Source organism: Burkholderia sp. KJ006 (genome assembly GCF_000262695.1).
Classification (GTDB): domain Bacteria; phylum Pseudomonadota; class Gammaproteobacteria; order Burkholderiales; family Burkholderiaceae; genus Burkholderia; species Burkholderia vietnamiensis.
Genome location: NC_017921.1, coordinates 1,413,097 through 1,431,945, shown reverse-complemented (window position 1 = coordinate 1,431,945; position 18,849 = coordinate 1,413,097). Strand labels below are relative to the sequence as shown.

At 68.7% G+C, this 18,849-nt stretch carries 17 protein-coding genes; 16 read left to right on the top strand and 1 reads right to left on the bottom strand.

The features are described from left to right. The first annotated feature begins 287 nt into the window (after window positions 1–287). From MYA_RS20385 to MYA_RS20325, 12 genes are all read left to right on the top strand, one after another. On the top strand, window positions 288–1,433 hold the full coding sequence (locus MYA_RS20385; RefSeq protein WP_226102887.1) for a porin: 1,146 nt from the start codon (window positions 288–290) through the stop codon (window positions 1,431–1,433). A 622-nt stretch (window positions 1,434–2,055) separates the two neighbouring features. Then, entirely contained in the window at window positions 2,056–2,208 is a 153-nt protein-coding gene (locus MYA_RS31970; protein ID WP_014724861.1) for a hypothetical protein, read from the top strand. 535 nt (window positions 2,209–2,743) lie between these two features. Next, the gene (locus MYA_RS20375; protein WP_011882260.1) at window positions 2,744–4,297 is read left to right on the top strand and encodes a sensor domain-containing diguanylate cyclase; all 1,554 of its coding nucleotides are present in this window, start codon (window positions 2,744–2,746) and stop codon (window positions 4,295–4,297) included. Between the two features lie 246 nt (window positions 4,298–4,543). Beyond that, window positions 4,544–4,819 carry a hypothetical protein gene (locus MYA_RS20370; RefSeq protein ID WP_011882261.1) on the top strand — a complete coding sequence of 92 codons (276 nt, stop codon included), beginning with the start codon at window positions 4,544–4,546 and terminating at the stop codon, window positions 4,817–4,819. A 207-nt stretch (window positions 4,820–5,026) separates the two neighbouring features. After that, window positions 5,027–6,061, top strand: coding sequence for a succinylglutamate desuccinylase/aspartoacylase family protein (locus MYA_RS20365; protein ID WP_011882262.1), 1,035 nt, complete (start codon window positions 5,027–5,029; stop codon window positions 6,059–6,061). A gap of 191 nt (window positions 6,062–6,252) precedes the next feature. Next, window positions 6,253–6,810 carry a hypothetical protein gene (locus MYA_RS20360; RefSeq protein ID WP_230946391.1) on the top strand — a complete coding sequence of 186 codons (558 nt, stop codon included), beginning with the start codon at window positions 6,253–6,255 and terminating at the stop codon, window positions 6,808–6,810. 371 nt (window positions 6,811–7,181) lie between these two features. Continuing rightward, the gene (locus tag MYA_RS20355) at window positions 7,182–7,742 is read left to right on the top strand and encodes a GNAT family N-acetyltransferase (RefSeq protein ID WP_014724858.1); all 561 of its coding nucleotides are present in this window, start codon (window positions 7,182–7,184) and stop codon (window positions 7,740–7,742) included. Window positions 7,743–7,809: 67 nt separating this feature from the next. Beyond that, entirely contained in the window at window positions 7,810–8,751 is a 942-nt protein-coding gene (locus MYA_RS20350; RefSeq protein ID WP_014724857.1) for an ABC transporter substrate-binding protein, read from the top strand. A 35-nt stretch (window positions 8,752–8,786) separates the two neighbouring features. Beyond that, complete coding sequence (locus MYA_RS20345) at window positions 8,787–9,836, top strand: LLM class flavin-dependent oxidoreductase (RefSeq protein WP_011882266.1); 1,050 nt, start codon at window positions 8,787–8,789, stop codon at window positions 9,834–9,836. 7 nt (window positions 9,837–9,843) lie between these two features. Beyond that, a complete protein-coding gene (locus MYA_RS20340) occupies window positions 9,844–11,202 on the top strand; it encodes an LLM class flavin-dependent oxidoreductase (protein WP_014724856.1) in 1,359 nt (452 codons plus the stop codon). A gap of 67 nt (window positions 11,203–11,269) precedes the next feature. Then, window positions 11,270–13,054: an amino acid ABC transporter permease/ATP-binding protein gene (locus tag MYA_RS32455; protein ID WP_014724855.1), complete on the top strand. Its 1,785-nt coding sequence runs from the start codon at window positions 11,270–11,272 to the stop codon at window positions 13,052–13,054. A gap of 34 nt (window positions 13,055–13,088) precedes the next feature. Then, the gene (locus MYA_RS20325; protein WP_011882269.1) at window positions 13,089–14,021 is read left to right on the top strand and encodes an ABC transporter substrate-binding protein; all 933 of its coding nucleotides are present in this window, start codon (window positions 13,089–13,091) and stop codon (window positions 14,019–14,021) included. Window positions 14,022–14,296: 275 nt separating this feature from the next. On the opposite strand, the gene MYA_RS20315 is transcribed toward MYA_RS20325, so the two are convergent. Beyond that, the gene (locus MYA_RS20315) at window positions 14,297–15,262 is read right to left on the bottom strand and encodes an ABC transporter substrate-binding protein (RefSeq protein WP_041494286.1); all 966 of its coding nucleotides are present in this window, start codon (window positions 15,260–15,262) and stop codon (window positions 14,297–14,299) included. A 299-nt stretch (window positions 15,263–15,561) separates the two neighbouring features. Between MYA_RS20315 and MYA_RS20310 the strand changes: the two genes are divergently transcribed. The 4 genes from MYA_RS20310 (at window position 15,562) to MYA_RS20300 (ending at window position 18,823) form a co-directional block, all read left to right on the top strand. After that, window positions 15,562–16,479 carry an alpha/beta hydrolase family protein gene (locus MYA_RS20310; protein ID WP_014724852.1) on the top strand — a complete coding sequence of 306 codons (918 nt, stop codon included), beginning with the start codon at window positions 15,562–15,564 and terminating at the stop codon, window positions 16,477–16,479. Continuing rightward, the gene (locus tag MYA_RS20305) at window positions 16,476–16,907 is read left to right on the top strand and encodes a MarR family winged helix-turn-helix transcriptional regulator (protein ID WP_011882272.1); all 432 of its coding nucleotides are present in this window, start codon (window positions 16,476–16,478) and stop codon (window positions 16,905–16,907) included. The genes MYA_RS20310 and MYA_RS20305 overlap by 4 nt, the downstream gene beginning before the upstream one ends. Beyond that, complete coding sequence (locus tag MYA_RS31365; protein ID WP_126220858.1) at window positions 16,904–17,242, top strand: hypothetical protein; 339 nt, start codon at window positions 16,904–16,906, stop codon at window positions 17,240–17,242. The genes MYA_RS20305 and MYA_RS31365 overlap by 4 nt, the downstream gene beginning before the upstream one ends. Before the next feature lie 96 nt (window positions 17,243–17,338). Next, window positions 17,339–18,823, top strand: a complete 1,485-nt coding sequence (locus MYA_RS20300; RefSeq protein WP_081058940.1) for a sialidase family protein — start codon at window positions 17,339–17,341, stop codon at window positions 18,821–18,823. Window positions 18,824–18,849: the final 26 nt, after the last annotated feature.

The window sequence follows — 18,849 nt, the reverse complement described above, 5'->3', positions numbered from 1 at the left end:
ACCGCCCGCGCCCATCCCCTTCCCGCCCACCGATTCCATCCGATTTCGCAGAAGACCTTTACTGTGCAGCGACTTAATCGACCGTTGCGCGATCTCCAATAATTGCCGCTCGATTCGTCGGCCGGGGGGGCCGACGCGGCCCGCACGGCGGTTCTGCCGCGCTAATGATAAATATTCCTATGCATTCCACGACCAAACGAAAGGCCGGCGCTCGCATCGCCGCGCTGCAATCCACCCAACGCGCGCGCCGCGCGGGCACGGCCGCGGGGACGGCCGTCGTCGCCTGCATGGCCGGCTTCCTTCCGGCCGCCGCCAACGCGCAGAGCAGCGTGACGCTGTACGGCCTGATCGACACGTCGATCACCTACGCAACCAGCCAGCGCGCCGGCGGCGCCGGCTCGCACGGCAGCGGCAGCGTCGGGCTGACGAGCGGCGCATTGAACGCATCGCGCTGGGGGCTGCGCGGCCGCGAGGATCTGGGCGGCGGGATGGCCGCGATATTCGCGCTCGAAAACGGCTTCTCCGGTACGAACGGCAAGCTGTCGCAGAAAGGCGTCGACATGTTCGGCCGCCAGGCGTGGGTCGGCCTGAGCTCGCACTCGGCCGGCGCGCTGACGTTCGGCCGCCAGTACGACCTGATCATCGACTTCGTCACGCCGCTCGGCGCATCGGGTCCGGGCTGGGGCGGCAATCTGGCCGTGCATCCGTACGACAACGACGATTCGAACCGCAACCTGCGCATCAACCATGCGGTGAAGTACGTGAGCCCGACGTATCGCGGGCTGAGGTTCGGCGCGATGTACGCGTTCTCCAACGCCGCCGGCCAGTTCTCGAACAACGCCGCGTGGAGCGCGGGCGTGTCGTACGAAAACGGGCCGTTGAAGCTCGGCGCCGGCTACCTGAAGATCAGCCGCGATCGCAATGCGCCGAACCCCGACGGTGCGCTGAGCACGATCGACGGCTCGGCGACGATCACCGGCGGCAACCAGCAGATCTGGGCACTCGCCGGACGCTATTCGTTCGGCCCGCACTCGGTCGGCGCCGCATGGTCGCACTCGGCGACCGACGGCGTGACCGGCGTGATGCAAGGCAGCGGCATCACGCCGTTGAAGGGCGAGTCGCTGGTGTTCGACAACTTCTCGGTCGACGGCCGCTATATGGCGACGTCCGCGTTGAGCCTGTCGGCCGCGTACACGTACACGATGGCGCGTTTCGACACGCGCACCGGCCAGACGCGCCCGAAATGGAATCAGGTCGTCGCGCAAGTCGACTATGCGTTCTCGAAGCGCACCGATGCGTATCTCGAAGGCGTCTATCAAAGCGTCAGCGGCGGCCACGGCAATCACGCGTTCGACGCCACCGTCTGGACGCTGACGCCGTCGGCCAACAGCAACCAGGTGGTCGTCGCGCTGGGGCTGCGCCACAAGTTCTGATGCCGTGCTGCCGCGCGTCATGCGCGGCACTGGAACCTTCCCGCGCTGCCCGTGCCGGGGCGGCCGGGAAGCTGGTCGCACCGCGACATTTTTCCTCGCTACGGGAAAGCCGCTGACGCTCGCCCACGCCGAAGCGTCGTGGGCGCAGAACCGCAGGGCCGATCTCGTCCATCGCCGATCGGCTGGACGCCGCGGCCGACGCGGCGTCTACGTCACCCGCGTTCGACGCCCGATGCGCCTACCACCATCCTCCCCGATCTCCCGCGCGACGCAATCGCCGTCGGCGCACCTGCACGCGCCACGTGCGGCTCGTCAGCCGCGAATACGAGGCGCGCGGCCGGTCATGTGGGTGAAACCGGTCAAGCGTGACGACGCGTGCGCGCCCAGGGAAAGCAATCCGCTCCTCTCCACCCAGGGACGCGCCACCCAAGAACCAGCGCTTGCCCCGATCAATCTCCGATGACCGCAGCCGTGCGCGTGATCGCGCATGCACGATCGCGCGCTGAACCCGATATGCAAAAAGCATGGAATAAGCGGCGCTCGCGATACGTGTTGCCGTTGCGTTGCGCGCGCTCGTACGAAATGGCTCGTCAAGCGATCTGCGCAGCGAAAGGAGGCTGAGATGAAACCGGCACGAGCGACCGCGGCGCTGATCGCGGTGTTGGCGCTGCTGCTGACGACCGGATGCACGTCGGCGGACGGCGGCGCTGCGCAAGGTTCCGGCATGAGCCGATACGGCGGCGCAGGCGGTACAGGCGGAGGCGGTAGCTACTGAAGCATCGTCGGCCGTTTGCGGGCGGAGCGTCGTGCGCGGGCGCCGCCGTAACGCTGCCGCATCGCGAGCGGCGCCCCGTTCAGCCCACGTCCGCATAAATGCCTTCACGTCGGTCGGTGTGGCGCCGCGGGCGCGCCGCTAGCTGCATACAGATTCCCAGACGACGAGCGAGATCACCGCCGCCGAGCACGCGCGCGACGCTCGGCATCCGCCGCGCGCTTTCCCCGCCCGCGAACCGAAGCGCGGCACGGCCCGCACCCGACATCGTTCGGATATAAGCCCTGGCGCGCCTTCCACATGAAATACTTATTGAAATCCTGATGACGGCCTCGCCGCAGGGCGCGACGACCAGTCGCGAGCCGTCGTCCGGAGCGTCCCACGCGCCATAACCGCGGCGCCGCACCGGGGAATCCGCGAGGCTCGCACGCGCGATGTTTCATGGTAATGTCGTCGCATCCGACTCACCGGTCATCCCACCCTCTGCCACGCACGGCGGCCGGTTGGAAACCGCCTCGTGTCCAGGTCAAAAACAACCATGGCAGTCAAGGCCCGTCTGCTGAACGCCGTTCTCTCCACGCCGCCCAGCGGCAATCACCACGTGACGGCTGCGCTGCGCCCGTCGATGCTCGTCACGCTGTTCGAAGACGTCCGCCCAATGGCGTTGTCCGGCATCGCGAGCGGCTTCGTCGCGGCGATCGCCCTGATCCGGCTGCAGCAACTCTGGTGTCTGATCTGGCTGTGCGTCGACGTCGGCCTGCTCGCCGCGCGGCTCGCCATTGCCCGCGCCTATGTCGTGCACGACGCCGCCGGCGAAGGCCGCCCCGAATACTGGGCGCTGCGCTATGCTCCGGTGTCGCTCGCCGCGTGCTTCGTGCTCGGCCTCGGCGTCATGGGCTGCCTCGATTCGCCCGACATCGAACTCGGCACGCTGTCCGTGATGGTCGCGGGGGGCGTGTTCGGCGGGATCGCATCGCGCAATTCGGCGCTGCCGCGGCTCGCGATGACGCAGGTCACGCTCGGCGTCGTGCCGATCGCCATCGGCGCGCTGCTGGTCGAGCGGCCCGGCGCGTGGCTGCTGCTGCCGCCGCTCGCGATCTATCTCGCCGCCATGCGCACGGTCGTGCAACGCCATTACCGCGTGCTGGTCGCGCTGATCGCGGCGCGTCAGCGCAACGCCGAGCTCGTCACGCGCTTCGACGCGGCGCTCACCTACATGCCGCACGGCCTGTGCATGATCGACGGCGACAGCCGCGTGATCGTCGCGAACCGGCGCACCGCGCAGCTGTTCGGCTCGCCGCGCGAGATCATGCTCGACACGCCGCTGCCCGACGTGATCGCGGCGCTCGGCGCGAACGCGTCGACCGATTCCGACGGCGCCGGCCTCGCGGCGCAATGCGACGTCTGGCTGAGCCACGACGAGCCGGTGCCGCTCGACATCGAGCTTGCCGACGGCCGCCAGCTCGAGCTCACGCGCCATCGTGTGCCGGACGGCAATGCGGTGATCATCGTCGAGGACGTCACCGCCCGCCGCCAGACCGAGCAGCATATCCGGCACCTCGCGCGACACGATGCGCTGACCGGTTTGCCGAACCGTCACGAACTGCATGCGGCCCTGAAGCGGATGCTCTCGCAGCGGCCGCGCTTGCCGAGTCCCGCGCTCGCGGTCATGTATCTCGACCTGGACGGCTTCAAGTCGATCAACGACCGCTGCGGCCATCAGGCCGGCGACGAAGTGCTGATGCAGGTCGCCGAGCGGCTCGCGCGCGCACTGCCGCCCGGCGCGCTGGCGGCGCGCGTGGGCGGCGACGAGTTCATCGTCGCGCTCGACGACACCACGATGCACGAAAGCTCGCTCCTCGCCACGCGGATCATCGGCCAGATCTCGGCGCCCTACACGTTGTCGATCGGCGTGACCGTCAGCCTCGGGATCAGCATCGGCATCGCGCTCGACGACGGCCACGGCAACCCGGACGAGCTGATCCGGCAGGCCGACAGCGCGCTGTACGACGCGAAGTCGGCCGGCAAGGGCATCTATCGCTTCTATTCGGCAGGCAGCCACCGCCCCATCGCCCCGGCCACCGCGAACTGAACGGTAGCCTGTCCGCGCGTTCGCGCCTATCCCGCGGTTCATTTCTGCAACGCATTGCGCGCCGCCGCGCGCGTGCGCGTGTTTCGCGGCAGCCGCCCGTGTCACGTGACGTGTTCCGTAACATCGCCGGCGCGCGCGCCGCACGTTCGCCGCAGAAGCCTGCACGATCGCGGCCGCACGCGGGTTTTCGAGCTTGGCACCCTTATTGCTCCTTGACTGGAAAACAGAACGTCAGGGAGCCCGCACATGAATACCGTCGAAGTCATCAGCCGCGCAGAAACCGTCGATCGAGTGGACGTGATCGACGGCGCCTCGCTGATTCGGCGGCTCGTTTCCGAGCGCCGCACGCCCGCCGCCCGCGAAGCCGCGTGCGTCGACAATCCGCCGCTGACGCTGTACGGCGCATTTCGCCAGGGCGTCGCCGATCACGCGGCGCGCCGCGCGAATCCGTATCGCGCGGGCAGCCGTTTCTGGGCGCTGTGGGAAGAAGGCCGTATCGAAGCTGAAACAGCCGGCCGTTGACGCGGCCGCCGGTCGAACGGCACGCGCGGCGCGGCTGCGGCCTCGTCCGACGCGCGTGGGCAGCCCGCTGCTCGTCGATCGGTGATTCACCACTGCAACACGCGGCGCGTGCAGCACGCGCACTGCCGGGCGGCGGCCGATCGAGCCGCCGCCTTGCCACGCGTTTCCCGATAAGATGGCGGATTCCGTTCATCGAACGATGCCGCCATGACCGCTTCCCCGTCCCACCGAAATCCGATCCATTGCGAAATCGACCTCGATTCGCAAGGCAAGCACGCGGGCTATCTGCGCTTGCCGCATTCCGTGCATCGCTCCGCGTATGGCTGGCTGCCGATTCCGATCGCGTCGATCCGCAACGGCGAAGGGCCGGTCGTGCTCGTGATGGCCGGCAACCACGGCGATGAATACGAAGGCCAGATCATCGTGTCGCAGCTGATCCGCGAGATCGAGCCGGAGATGGTCAGCGGGCAACTGATCCTGCTGCCGATGGCGAACTTTCCGGCGGCCGAGGCAGGCCAGCGCGTGTCGCCGCTCGACGGCGGCAACCTGAATCGCAGTTTCCCCGGCGACCCGACCGGCACGCCGACGCAGATGATCGCGGACTACATCGAGCATGCGCTGCTGTCGCGCGCGCAGTATCTCGTCGATCTGCACTCGGGCGGCAGCTCGCTGCTGTACCAGGGTGGCAACATGCTCGCCATCGATCCGCTCGATGCCGACGAGGCGGCGAAGCTCCACGGGCTGCTCGTCGCGTTCGGGCTGCCGAACGCGCTGCTGCATGCGCCGAACCCCGTGCATTCGGCGTCGGCCGCGCGCCGGCAGCGCGCGATCTCGATCGTCACCGAACTCGGCGGGGCGGGCATGGCCGATCCGGCGCTGATCCGGCTCGGCCGCCACGGGCTGCTGCACTACCTCGGCTATGTCGGGCTGCTGCACGGCGCACTCGTGCCCGATGCGCCGCCGACCGTCACGCGCTTCCTGCGCGTGGACGGCGATCGCCACTTCGTCTATGCATACGAGCGCGGGCTGTACGAACCGCTCGTCGAGCTCGGCGAGCGCGTGACGGCCGGCCAGCCGGCCGCGTGGGTGCACTTCCCCGATACGCCGCTGCGCGAACCGGTGCTGCATCGCTTCAAAGGCGACGGCGAAGTGGTCTGCAAGCGCGTGCCCGCGCAGGTGCAGCGCGGCGACTGCCTGTTTCAGCTCGCCGAAGCATCGACGCCGCCGACGGTCATCGGCTAGTTCGCCGTTCGCCGCCCCTCATATCGCCGACCGCAACGCCATGCCCAACCTTCCGGGACACGCTCATGGGTGACGCGACCACCGCGCTGATCGACACGAAGATATCGCGCGCGTCGGCGCCGAACGCGGCACGTGCGCTCTACGCACGTCTCGTCGAGGGCGGCGTCATCGTTCCCGAGCTCCGCAGCGGGTTGTCGCTGGGCGCGCCCGCCTTTCCGTTGCGCGCCGACTTCCGCGGGCTGGACGATCTCGAAGGCTGGGGTTCGCCCGAGCGGAAAGTCGATGCCTACAGTCCCGTCGTCACACGCATCACGGCGATTCAGATCGACGTGACCGGTCACGGCTGGCAGACCGGCGCAACGGGCCGGCCGGAACTGGTGGCTTCAGCGGACAATCACGGCCTGTTCATGAATTACGACGGCGGTTTCAGCGTCAATTGCCCGTCCTGCCGAACGGCGATCGAGCTCGGAGCAGACGGCAGCGACGAACTCGGTGAGGCGCTCGACGCGTGGTGCCGAGAACCGGAGTCGGCGCGGCTACGCTGCCCGTCGTGCGATTCGATCACGCCGGTGTCCGAATGGCGCTCGGTAAATTACGAATTCGCGGCCGGCCATCTCGGGATGACGCTCTGGGGCGAACACCTGCTGGGATTGGTCGAGCGTCCGTCGAGCGCAGCGGCCAAACACCTGAAGACGCTGTTTTCGGCGATCGAAGGCGCCGAGCCCGCGGTCGTGTTCTGCAATATCTGAGCGCTGCGCGCCTGATCGCCATCCTTGGTTCGATGCGCATGAGCTGCGAGACAACCGACGCGTGGGCCGCCTGCATCTGCATCACATGCAGGCCGAGCGATCACGGCCGCGCAACACGCACACCCCATGCCCGCTGCAAGCCTTTTGACTTGCGCCGCGAAATCCTTATCGAAATTGCTTCGTTCGCCTTTGCGCGCCGCACCGCTAACGTGTTCGGAACGGCGGCGGCACGCCCGATGCATCGCAGCACGCACTGAGCACTGAGGCCGCCGCCATCACGACAACCGCGTCGCGATAACGGCACTGACCGGACGGGCCGCATGCCCGGCCTTCGAACGGAACGTCCGCATCGCACGCCCCTCGCGATGCCCATGGCCACGAACGACCGCATCATCGACACGACGCCGCTCGACGTCCGCGCTCAGCCGCTGATCGACGCGCTGATCGACGAATACGCGACGCGCTACGACGCGTACCGCCCCGACAGCCGCGCGGCCGCGCGCGACGAACTCGCGCGCTACCCGGCCGATCTGTTCGCGCCGCCCGACGGCGCGTTCGTGCTGCTGCTGCGCGACGGCGAGACGATCGGCGGCGGCGCATTCAAGCGCTACGACGCGCAGACCGCCGAGCTCAAACGCATCTGGACGCGCGCGGACCTGCGCCGCCAGGGGCTCGCACGCGCGATCGTCGACGCGCTCGAACAGCGCGCCGCGCGGCAGGGCTATCGGCGCGTCTACCTCACCACCGGCTTTCGCCAACCCGAGGCGTGGGCGCTGTACGACCGCGCCGGCTATACGCGGCTGTTCGATGCGTCGATCGACCCCGAAGCGTACTTCCATCTGCGCTTCGGCAAGGACCTCGTCGATCCGTCGCGCACGTCGACGCTCGCCGACCTGTGGGCGCCGCTGCCCGAACCGGCCTTACCGCGCTGAACGCGCTGCGTCGTCGCAAGCGTTTCCGACTCCATCCCAGAAAAACCGTCAACTCCAGGATGCATTCATGCAACGAGCCGTTCCTTTCACGCCGCGCGCCGTGCGCACGCTGGCGGCCGCGCTGATCGGCGCGACCGCGATCGCCGCGGCGGCCGCGACCTTCGACCTGAGCCCCGAGCAGCACGGCCGCCCGCGCGGCACGGCCGATGCGGCCGTACAACTCGCGGTGCCGCCGACGTTCAAGTTCGCCGAGGCCGGCACGCTGACGATCGGCATCGCGCCGAGCCTGCCGCCGATCAGTACCTACGCGACCGACGCGCGCACGGTGATCGGCTTCGACGCGGACATCGGCCAGCTCGTGTCCGACAGTCTCGGCCGCAAGCTGAAGATCGTCCCGCTCGCGTGGGCCGACTGGCCGCTCGCGCTCGAATCCGGGAAAGTCGACGCGGTGATCTCGAACGTGACCGTCACCGAGGAGCGCAAGCAGAAGTTCGATTTCTCGACCTACCGCAAGGACCAGGTCGGCTTCTACGTGCGCAACGACAGCAAGATCCAGTCGATCCGCGAGCCGAAGGACGTCGCCGGGCTGCGCATCGTGACCGACGCCGGCACCAACCAGGAAAAGATCCTGCTCGCGTGGGACCGCGAGAACGTCGCGCATGGCCTGAAGCCCGTGCAGGTCCAGTACTACGACGACCAGGCGATGCGCATCGTCGCCGTACAGTCGGGCCGCGCGGATGCCGTGTTCAGCGTGAACTCCGTGCTCGCCTACCAGAGCGCGCAGCAGGGCAAGACGCGCGCGGTCGGGGCGATCAGCGGCGGCTGGCCGCGCACCGCCGACATCGCGATCGCGACGCGCCGCGGCAGCGGCCTCGCCGATCCGCTGACCGTCGCGCTCAACGGGCTGATTCGCAGCGGCAGCTACCGGCAGGTCCTCGAGCGCTGGAGCCTCGGGGCCGAAGCGATCGACCAGTCGCGCACGAATCCGCCCGGCCTGCCGAAGAGCTGAGCGGCCCCTTCCCTGACGCCCCCGCGAGAACGCCCATGTCATATTCGCTTTCCTTGCTGGACAAGAGTCCGATCGCCGACGGCGCGAGCGCGGCCGACGCACTGCGCTTCACGACGACGCTCGCGCAGCGCGCCGAACAACTCGGCTACGAGCGCTTCTGGGTCGCCGAGCATCACGGCGCGCCGGGCCTCGCGAGTTCCGCGCCCGAGATCGTCGTCGCGCATCTGCTGGCGCATACGTCGCGCATCCGCGTTGGTTCGGGCGGCGTGATGCTGCAGCACTACAGCCCGTTCAAGGTCGCCGAGACGTTCAAGCTGCTCGCCGCGCTCGGGCCGGGCCGCGTCGATCTCGGCATCGGCAAGGCGCCGGGCGGGCTGCCGCTGACGACGCGCGCGCTCCAATGGGGCCACGACCACGCGCGCAAACCCGACTTCGCGACACGGCTCGCGACGCTCGACGCATTCCTCGGCTGGGGTGTCGCCGAAGATCATCCGCTCGCCGGCGCGGTCGCGCTGCCGGTGCCGCCGCACGCGCCCGAACGCATCCTGCTCGGCGGCTCGCCCGACAGCGGCGCGCTCGCCGCCCGCCATGGCTGGCGCTTCTGCTACGCCGGCCACTTCAACGGCGACGACGCGAACCTCGAACGCTCGCTCGCCGCATACCGCGATGCGGGCGGCACGCGACCGCTCGTCGCGCTGTACGCGGTCGCCGCCGCGACCCGCGACGAAGCGGAACGACTGATCGGCGCGCTCAGGATCTTCAAGCTGCAATTCGCCGGCGGCTCGAGCTTCAACCTCGCGAGCGCACAAGCCGCCGCCGAATTCGCGCGGCAAAGCGGCGCGTCCGATTACCGGATCGACGAACTGCGCCCGACCGTGCTGGCCGATACGCCCGAGCGCATCCATCGCGCGCTCGACGCGCTCAGCCGCCGGCTCGACGTCGATGCGTTCGTGATCGACTCGCCGGTGACCGATTACGCCGCGCGGCTCGCGTCGACCGAATGGCTGGGCGGTGCGCAGTCGATCAGCCGCGCGCAACCGGCCGTCGCGGCCGAACGCGCCCCTTCCCCCGACCACAACGCGTGACACGCCCATGACGACCCGACGATCGATCCCCTTCGGCCTGATGCTGCAAGGCGCAGGCCGCCACATGAACGCGTGGCGGCATCCGAGCAATCCGCCGGACGCGAGCATCAACCTGGACTTCGCGATCGGCATCGCGCGCAAGGCGGAGGCCGCCGGCATCGCATTCGCGTTCGTCGCCGACGGCCTCTACATCAACGAGAAGTCGATCCCGCATTTCCTGAACCGCTTCGAGCCGCTGACCGTGCTGTCGGCGCTCGCGGTCGCGACGAAGAAGATCGGGCTCGCGGGCACGATCTCCACGTCGTACAGCGAGCCGTTCACGGTCGCGCGCCAGCTCGCGTCGCTCGATGCGATCAGCGGCGGCCGCGCGGGCTGGAACGTCGTGACGACGCCGCTCGAAGGCACGGCGAAGAATTTCGGCAAGGTGCATCCCGAGCATGCGTTGCGCTACGAGATCGCCGATGAATATCTCGAGGTCGTGCAGGGGCTGTGGGATAGCTGGGACGACGACGCGTTCGTGCGCGATCGCACGAGCGGCCGCTTCTTCGATCGCGACAAGCTCCACACGCTCGACCATCACGGCCGCTTCTTTCAGGTCGCCGGCCCGCTGAACATCCAGCGCTCGCCGCAGGGGCAGCCGGTGATTTTTCAGGCCGGCTCGTCCGACACCGGCATCGGGCTCGCCGGCAAGTATGCGGACGCGGTGTTCACGCATTCGCCGTCGCTCGACGAAACCGCCGCATTCACGCGCCGCGTGAAGCAAAGCGCGGTCGAGCACGGGCGCCAGCCGGGCGACGTGAAGGTGTTCCCCGGCGTGGGCCCGATCGTCGGACGCACCGCGGCCGAAGCCGAAGACAAATACCAGGCGATCCGTGCGCTGCTGACGATCGACGAGGCGCTCGCGTATCTGGGCCGCTACTTCGATCACCACGACTTTACGCAGTACGCGCTCGATGCGCCATTCCCCGAACTCGGCGAGATCGGCCGCAACAGCTTCCGCTCGACCACCGACCGCATCAAGGCCGACGCGAAGCGCAAAAACCTCACGCTGCGCGAGACGGCGCTCGCCGTCGCGACGCCGCGGCCGAACTTCATCGGCACCGCCGAGCACGTCGCCGACGAGTTGATCCGCTGGCACGACGCCGGGGCCGGCGACGGTTTCATCCTCGGCTTCCCGGTGCAGGCACAGGGCGTCGACGACTTCGTCGACCTCGTGATTCCGATCCTCGAGGCGCGCGGCCGCTACAGCCGCGACCTGCCGGGCAGCACGCTGCGCGATCACCTCGGCCTGCCGCGCAAGGCGAGCCGTTACGCGCCGCGCGACGCCGTGCAGCAGCAGAGCGACGCGGCCGAAGCGCACGCATGACGCCGCTGCGCCGCCGCGTCGAGCGCGGCGCTTACCACCGACGACCCGATCGAGGACTCTCACCGACATGAGCGACACGACCCATCTCGGCGGCGCGCTGGCGCCGCTGCCTTCCCCGGACGCGCAAGGCGCGCACGCGCGTCTTCGCATCGTGCCGGCGCGGCACCGGTCGCGCCTGGCCGGCACCATGCTCGCGCTCGTGCTGATCGCGCTGGCGCTATATTCGATCCTCGGCAATCCGCAATGGGGCTGGCCGGTGTTCGCCGAGTGGTTCCTGTCGCCGCCGGTGCTGTCGGGGCTCGCGCGCACGCTCGTGCTGACCGTGCTCGGTGCGGTGTTCGGCTTCGCGCTCGGCGCACTGGTCGCGCTCGCGCGGCTGTCACGCTCGCGCCTGCTCGCCGCGAGCGCGTGGACGTTCGTGTGGCTGTTCCGTTCGATTCCGCTGATCGTGCTGCTGCTGATCCTCAACAACCTCGGCTATCTGTACGAGCACGTGCGGCTCGGCGTGCCGTTCACCGACATCGTCTGGTTCGACACACCGACCACCGACCTGATCTCCCCGTTCTTCGCGGCCGTCCTCGGCCTCACGCTGAATCACGCGGCGTTTTCCGCCGAAGTGATCCGCGGCGGCATCCTTGCGGTCGATCAGGGCCAGCTCGAAGCGGCCGCCGCGCTCGGGCTGCCGCGCGGCCGTCAGACCACGCGGATCGTGTTGCCGCAGGCGATGCGCGCGATTCTGCCGACGGCGTTCAACGATCTGATCACGCTCGCCAAGGGCACGTCGATGGTGTACGTGCTCGCGATGCCCGAGCTGTTCTATACGGTGCAGGTGATCTATCGCCGCAACCTCGACGTGATCCCGCTGCTGATGGTCGCGACCGTCTGGTATCTGATCATCCTGACCGTGCTGTCCGCGATCCAGGTGCAGGTCGAACGCCACTATGCGCGCGGCGCGCTGCGCAATCCGCCGCCGTCGGCGTTGACCTTCGTGCTGGCGCTCGCCCGCGCGCTGTGGCGGCGTACCGCGGCACGCAACGCGACCGCGCGCGCGGTTGCCGTCGGCGACGCTGCAGCCGTTGCGCCGCCGCTCGTCGGCGGCGACGTGGCCGTGCACAACGTGTCGAAGCAGTACGGGACGCAGCGCGTGCTCGACAACGTGTCGTTCGTCGCGCCGCGCGGCAGCGTGACGGTGATCGTCGGGCCGTCCGGCTCCGGCAAGTCCACGCTGCTGCGCACGATCAATCATCTCGAACGTGTCGACGACGGCTTCATCGACATCGACGGCGAGCTGATCGGCTATCGACGTGAAGGCGACGTGCTGTACGAGCTCAACGAGCGCGACGTGCTGAAGCGCCGCACGGCGGTCGGCATGGTGTTCCAGAACTTCAATCTGTTCCCGCATCTGACCGTGCTGGAGAACCTGATCGAGGCGCCGGTCGCCGTCGGCGGCGTCGCGCACGATGCGGCCGAGCGCACCGCGCGCGCGTTGCTGGCACGCGTGGGCCTCGCCGACAAGGCCGATGCGTATCCGCGCCAGCTGTCCGGCGGTCAGCAGCAGCGCGTCGCGATCGCGCGGGCGCTCGCGCTGCGTCCGAAGGTGCTGCTGTTCGATGAGCCCACGTCGGCGCTCGATCCCGAACTCGTCAACGAAGTCCTCGACGTGATCAAGGAACTCGCGCGCTCCGGCACGACGCTCGTGATCGTCACGCACGAGATCGGCTTCGCACGCGAAGTCGCCGACAACGTGCTGTTCATGGAGCGCGGACGCATCGTCGAGTCGGGGCCGCCCGCAGTCGTCCTCGATGCGCCGGCGCATCCGCGCACGCGTGCGTTCCTGGCGCGCGTCCTGTGATGCGCGCCGCCCTTCCGCTGCGAGGCCTGCACCGATGACCGACCGACGCCTGTTCATCACCGCCGCGCTGGCCGCCGTCGCGAGCCTGCGCTCGCACGCCGTATTCGCCGAAGCCGCGACGGCCGACCTCGACCCGCGCCAGGCCGGCCGCATCCGCGCCGCGCGCGACGCCGCCGCGATCCGCGCGGCCGGCAACTATCGCTGGGTGCGCGACGGCGCATTCACCGTCGCGATCGCGCCGCACGCGCCGCCCGTGTCGACCTATGCGACCGACGCACGCACGGTGGTCGGCGCCGATCCGGATTATGCGCAGCTCGTCGCCGATGCACTGGGCCGCGCGCTGCTGCTCGTACCGATCGCATGGGCCGACTGGCCGCTCGGGCTCGCGTCCGGCAAGTACGACGCCGTGATCTCGAACGTGGGCGTGACCGAGAAGCGCAAGGAGAAGTTCGACTTCACGACCTACCGGCTCGGACTGCACGGGTTCTACGTGCGCAGCGCGAGCCCGATCGCGAGGATCGCCGAACCGAAGGACATTGCGGGCCTGCGCGTGATCACCGGCGCGGGAACGAGCCAGGAGCGCATCCTGCTCGAATGGAGCCGGCGCAATGTCGCACAAGGGCTGAAGGCGACCGAGCCGCTCTATTTCGACGACGATGCGGCAGCGCGCGTCGCGCTGCTGTCCGGTCGCGCCGACGCCGAACTGAATCCGAATGCGTCGCTCGCGTACGAGGCCGCGCGTGACGGCAAGATCCGTCGAGTGGGTGTCGTGAACGCGGGATGGCCGGTGAAGGCGGACGTCGCGATCGCGACGCGCCGCGGCAGCGGGCTGGCGCCGGCGCTGACGCTCGCGACCAACACGCTGATCGACAACGGCCGCTACGGCCAGGCGCTGGCACGCTGGGGATTGCAGAGCGAGGCGCTCGCGCGCGCGGAAACGAATCCGCCGGGGCTGCCGTCGTTTTGATTCGATACGGCGGTGGGGCTGCCGTCGCGTGCTACCGGCAGCGCGGGTAACGTGGCGCGGTTCGGGTTGCGCGTCTTCCGCGAAATTCGATCGATCGGCTCGTGCGCTTGATCGGCATACCGTCGAGCCGCGCTGCCGGCGGCTTCAGGCGCGTGCGCACTGCCACGCAGATCGCGATGCGCGGCGAATGCGCACGAACCATCACGATGAGATCGATGCGCACGCGGCGCTGCGCTGGCGCCGTTCACGGGTGATCGCCGGTCGCGGCGACATCGTCACCGCGCGGCAGCCGTCTGTTGCGCGGCGGCCGCAAACGCGCCCGCATACGAGCGGTCGAGCAGTTTCGTCGTGTCGTAGGCAACCGGGATCACGCCGGCCTTGTGCAGGAAGTCGGCGGTATTCTGCGCGTCCTTCGCGGCAGCGTCGTCGACGGGGCCCACGCGCTGGTGCGCGTTGCCGAGCCAGCGATACGCGACGTCCGGCTCGAGCTGCGCACGCTTCGCCCACAGCTGCGCGTATTCGCGCGGATGACTGTCGACCCACTGGCGCGCCGCCGCGACGCGCTTCAGGAAATCGGTGATCTCCGCGCGTTTGCCGGCTGCGGCCTCATCGTTCGCGGCGACGAAGCTGAGCGCGGGCATCAGCCCCTGCGCGGTCGTCACCGGCCGCGCGCCCTGCCGCAGCGCGAGCGTGCTGACGAACGGCTCCCATAACGACACGGCGTCAACCGAGCCGTTCGCGAGCGCATTGGTCGCGTCGATCGGCATCAGGTATGCGTACTTGACGGAATCCATCCGCAGGCCCGCGTGTTCGAGTGCGCGCAGCACCAGTTGCTGGCTCCACGCACCGCGCCACACCGCAATGGTTTTGCCCTGCAGGTCGGCCACCGTGCGCACGGGCGAATTCTTCGGTACGAGGATCGCGACGCCGTCGAGGCTCTGCCGCGACACCGCCACCACTTTCACCGGCGCGCCGCGTGCGGCCAGCGTCAGCAGCGCGGAATCGCCGAGGAAGCCGACGTCGATCGCATTGCCGCTCAGGCTTTCGGCGACCGGCGCGGCGGCCTGGAAGTGCTTCCACTCGATCGCGTAACGCACGTCCTTCAGCACGCCGGACGCTTCCATCGACGCCTGGATGTTGAAGTAATTCTGTTCACCGACGCGCAGCGTGACGGTGTCTTTCGCGATGCCCGGCTGCGCGGCGAGCGCGAGCAGCAGCGCGGTGACGATTCGGCTCGACAACGTGATTTCCTCCGGTAGTTGACTGGCGTGCGCATCGCAGCAGCGCGGGATGGCGCATCGAACGAAGCACACGGCGCACGCCATGAAACCGTCGACGATACGTCGATCGCCGGCATCGAACAAACGCAATATTCTGCTATCGAAAGGCGCAAATCTTCGATGGCAGGACGGCGCGCATGCCGATGTTGCAACGCGCCACGGGAAAGCCGTTCGAGGACATCCTCGACAGATATTTCGTACGCGAAATACGCCGAGAACTATATTTCGCATGCGAAGCACATTTCTGAACGAGGACGGACATGACATCGGAATCCATCGCGTTTTCCGCCGCCGACGGCTATGCGCTGCGCGGCACGCTCTGGTCGCCGGACGCGCCGCCGCGCGCGCTGGTGCTGATCCACCCGGCGACCGCCGTGCCCGAGCGCTTGTACGCCGGCTTCGCACGCTTTCTGACGACGCGCGGCTTCGCGGCGCTGACCTACGACTATCGCGGGATCGGCGCATCGCGGCCCGCGCGGCTCAACAAGCTGCAGGCCCGCATGCGCGACTGGATCGAACTCGACGTCGGCGCGGCCATCGCATGGGCGCGCGACACGCACCGCGCAGTGCCGCTGCTGGCGGTCGGGCACAGCGTCGGCGGCCACGCGGTCGGCCTGTCGGCCGGCACCGCGCATCTGCGCGCCGCCGTGCTGGTCGCCGCCCACGCGGGCAGCACGCGGTTGATCGAAAGTGCGGCCGAACGCCTGAAGGTGCGCCTGATCCTGCACGTGCTCGGCCCGCTCGCGTCGGCGCTGCTCGGCTACGTGCCGGGCAAACGGCTCGGGCTCGGCGAGGATCTGCCGGCCGGCGTGTTCCGCGAATGGAGCCGCTGGACCGCGCTGCCGCACTACTTCTTCGACGATCCGACGCTCGGCGCGGCCGAGCGCTTTTCGAAACAGCGGCTGCCGATTCTCGCGGTCGGCTTCGACGACGATCCGTGGGCCAATCGGCGCGCCATCGACCTGCTGGTAAGCTACCTGACCGGAGCGGCCGTCGAACGCCGGCAGATCGATCCGCACGCGGCGGGCACCGGCCCGGTCGGGCACATGGGCTTCTTCCGCAGCCGGCCGGGCGCCGTGCTGTGGCCGGGCGTCGCCAACTGGCTCGCGCAGGCGCTCGACGCGCGCCGCGACGCCGACCGCCCATCCCTTTCCATCGCAGCCGGGAACCGAACTTGAGCGAACATCGACGACTGTTTTTTCTGTTGAACATCGGCCAGCGGCGCGTACAGCGCTGGGTCGACCGCAAGGCCGAGACCGACGCGCGCGCGAGCGCCGCGCAGGCCGGCGTGCTGTTCTTTCTCGCGAAGCAGGACGGCGCGCTGATCGGCGAAGTCGGTGCGGCGCTGCAACTCGCGCCGTCCGCGATGACGGGGCTCGCCGACCGGATGGCGAAGGCCGGCCTGCTCACGCGCCACGCCGATTCGGACGATGGGCGCGCAACGCGTCTGTTCCTCACCGACGAAGGTCATGCGGCGCTCAAGCGCGCGCGCGTGTTGCTGCGCGAGCTGAACGGCAAGCTGTGCGACGGCTTCTCCGACGACGAACTCGACGTCGTCGCGCGCTGGCTGAACGCCTTGCAGCAGCGCTTTCCGGCCGAGCGTTGACTGCCGGCGCGGCGCGCCGCATCGGCTGCGTGCACCGCGTTCCGCACGTAATCGATAGCGATTCCAATTCGCGCTTCGATTCGGCTTCCGAAGTTTTTCGAAGGAAAATTTTGCGCGCCTGCGCGAGCCGTTTCGGCAACGCTTTCCGGCTACGCTCTGTTACAAAAAATTGCCCCCCGCGCCGCATACGGATCACCTACATTCCATTCCACTTCGATGCATTCGTCGTAGGCGCCGACCAAGCAACGAAAAGCAATGAAAACGAAGCGGAGTCTCACCGACGTGCTGGCGGGATCCAGCACCTGCGGCTTGCGATGACCGAAGCGGCTTCCTGATCGCCCGATCCGTCTCGTGCACGGCATCCGTTGCCGTGCGCCGGTTCGTGTCGGCTCGCCATGCCATCGCTGCCGCACCTCAACGAGGAGCAGTCCATGCGACGCCAGATCGAGTTCCACTCGCCCGTCACCCGCCTCACCCGCCTGACTCGACTCAGCCGATTTAGCCGACTCTCCGGCGCGCTGGCGATGGCCGCCGTCGCGACCGCGGCCCATGCCGACCCGGTCGTCGTGTCGGGGCCCAGCCCGTTCGCGGCCTGCACGATCGGCGGCCCGGGCACGAACTACGTGAACGCCGAGGTCGAGCCCTGGCTGTCGGTGAACCCCGCGAATCCGACCAACATGATCGCGGTATGGCAACAGGACCGCTGGTCGAACGGCGGCGCGCACGGGCTCGTCGCCGGCTACACGTTCGACGGCGGCTCGACCTGGGCGCGCACGCCGCAACCGTTCAGCGCCTGCGCGCCGGGCGGATTGAAGTACGAGCGCGCGTCCGATCCGTGGGTGTCGTTCGGGCCGGACGGCACCGCGTACTCCGTGTCGATCTCGTTCAATCAGTCGAACAACAGCAACGCGGTCGCGGCGTCCGTGTCGGCCGATGGCGGGCAAACGTGGAGCCGCCCGGCCGTGCTGATCGCGAACGACGAACCGACGACGCAGTTCTTCAACGACAAGGAATCGGTCACCGCGAACCCGGTGAAGGCCGGCACCGCGTATGCGGTGTGGGACCGCCTCGAGCTGCCCAACGGCAACCCGTATGCGAACCTGCACACGCAGGCGTACCGCGGGCCGACGTTCTTCTCGAAGACGACCGATGGCGGCAAGACCTGGAGCGCGGCGAAGGTGATCGTCGACGTGCCGTCGCGCCAGCAGACGATCGGCAACCAGATCGTCGTCGATCCGAAGACGGGCACGCTGTACGACTTCTTCGATCTGATCCAGCCGCCGTTCAACAAGGCGGCCGGCAAGGTCGCGTTCATCAAGTCGAGCGACGACGGCGCGACGTGGAGCAAGCCGCAGGTGATCGCCGCGCTGCAGACGGCCGGCGTGACCGACCCGAACACCGGCGAACCGGTGCGCACCGGCGACATCATTCCGGAGCCCGCGATCGATGCCGCGTCCGGACAGATCTACGTCGTCTGGCAGGACGGTCGATTCAACGGCGGCAACTACGACGAGATCGCGCTATCGACGTCGAAGGATGGCGGCGCGAGCTGGAGCGCGCCGCTGCAGGTGAACACGCCGACCGGGCGTGCGGCGTTCAATCCGTCGGTGCGGGTCGACAGCGCCGGGGCGGTGATGGTCACCTACTACGACTTCCGCGACCTCGCGGCCGGCAACACGACGACGCTGCCGACCGGATTCTGGCGCAAGATCTCGCACGACGGCGGTGCGACGTTCGCCGACGAGCGGCGCGTCGGCGGTCCGTTCGACATGAAGCTCGCGCCGAACGCGGAAGGCTTTTTCATCGGCGACTACCAAGGGCTCGACGTGCTGCCGTCTTCGTCGTTCCACCCGCTGTTCGTGCAGACCAACGCGGGCAACCTGACGAACCGCACCGACGTGTTCTTCGCGCCGTGATGCGCACGTAAGCGCAGCGCAGCCGC

Coding starts and splice junctions, on each gene's coding strand:
- MYA_RS20385 (WP_226102887.1), top strand. CDS start 288: ATGGCCGGCTTCCTTCCGGCCGCCGCCAACGCGCAGAGCAGCGTGACG.
- MYA_RS20370 (WP_011882261.1), top strand. CDS start 4,544: ATGAATACCGTCGAAGTCATCAGCCGCGCAGAAACCGTCGATCGAGTG.
- MYA_RS20345 (WP_011882266.1), top strand. CDS start 8,787: ATGTCATATTCGCTTTCCTTGCTGGACAAGAGTCCGATCGCCGACGGC.
- MYA_RS20365 (WP_011882262.1), top strand. CDS start 5,027: ATGACCGCTTCCCCGTCCCACCGAAATCCGATCCATTGCGAAATCGAC.
- MYA_RS20300 (WP_081058940.1), top strand. CDS start 17,339: ATGCGACGCCAGATCGAGTTCCACTCGCCCGTCACCCGCCTCACCCGC.
- MYA_RS31970 (WP_014724861.1), top strand. CDS start 2,056: ATGAAACCGGCACGAGCGACCGCGGCGCTGATCGCGGTGTTGGCGCTG.
- MYA_RS20310 (WP_014724852.1), top strand. CDS start 15,562: ATGACATCGGAATCCATCGCGTTTTCCGCCGCCGACGGCTATGCGCTG.
- MYA_RS20350 (WP_014724857.1), top strand. CDS start 7,810: ATGCAACGAGCCGTTCCTTTCACGCCGCGCGCCGTGCGCACGCTGGCG.
- MYA_RS20355 (WP_014724858.1), top strand. CDS start 7,182: ATGGCCACGAACGACCGCATCATCGACACGACGCCGCTCGACGTCCGC.
- MYA_RS20325 (WP_011882269.1), top strand. CDS start 13,089: ATGACCGACCGACGCCTGTTCATCACCGCCGCGCTGGCCGCCGTCGCG.
- MYA_RS20375 (WP_011882260.1), top strand. CDS start 2,744: ATGGCAGTCAAGGCCCGTCTGCTGAACGCCGTTCTCTCCACGCCGCCC.
- MYA_RS32455 (WP_014724855.1), top strand. CDS start 11,270: ATGAGCGACACGACCCATCTCGGCGGCGCGCTGGCGCCGCTGCCTTCC.
- MYA_RS20340 (WP_014724856.1), top strand. CDS start 9,844: ATGACGACCCGACGATCGATCCCCTTCGGCCTGATGCTGCAAGGCGCA.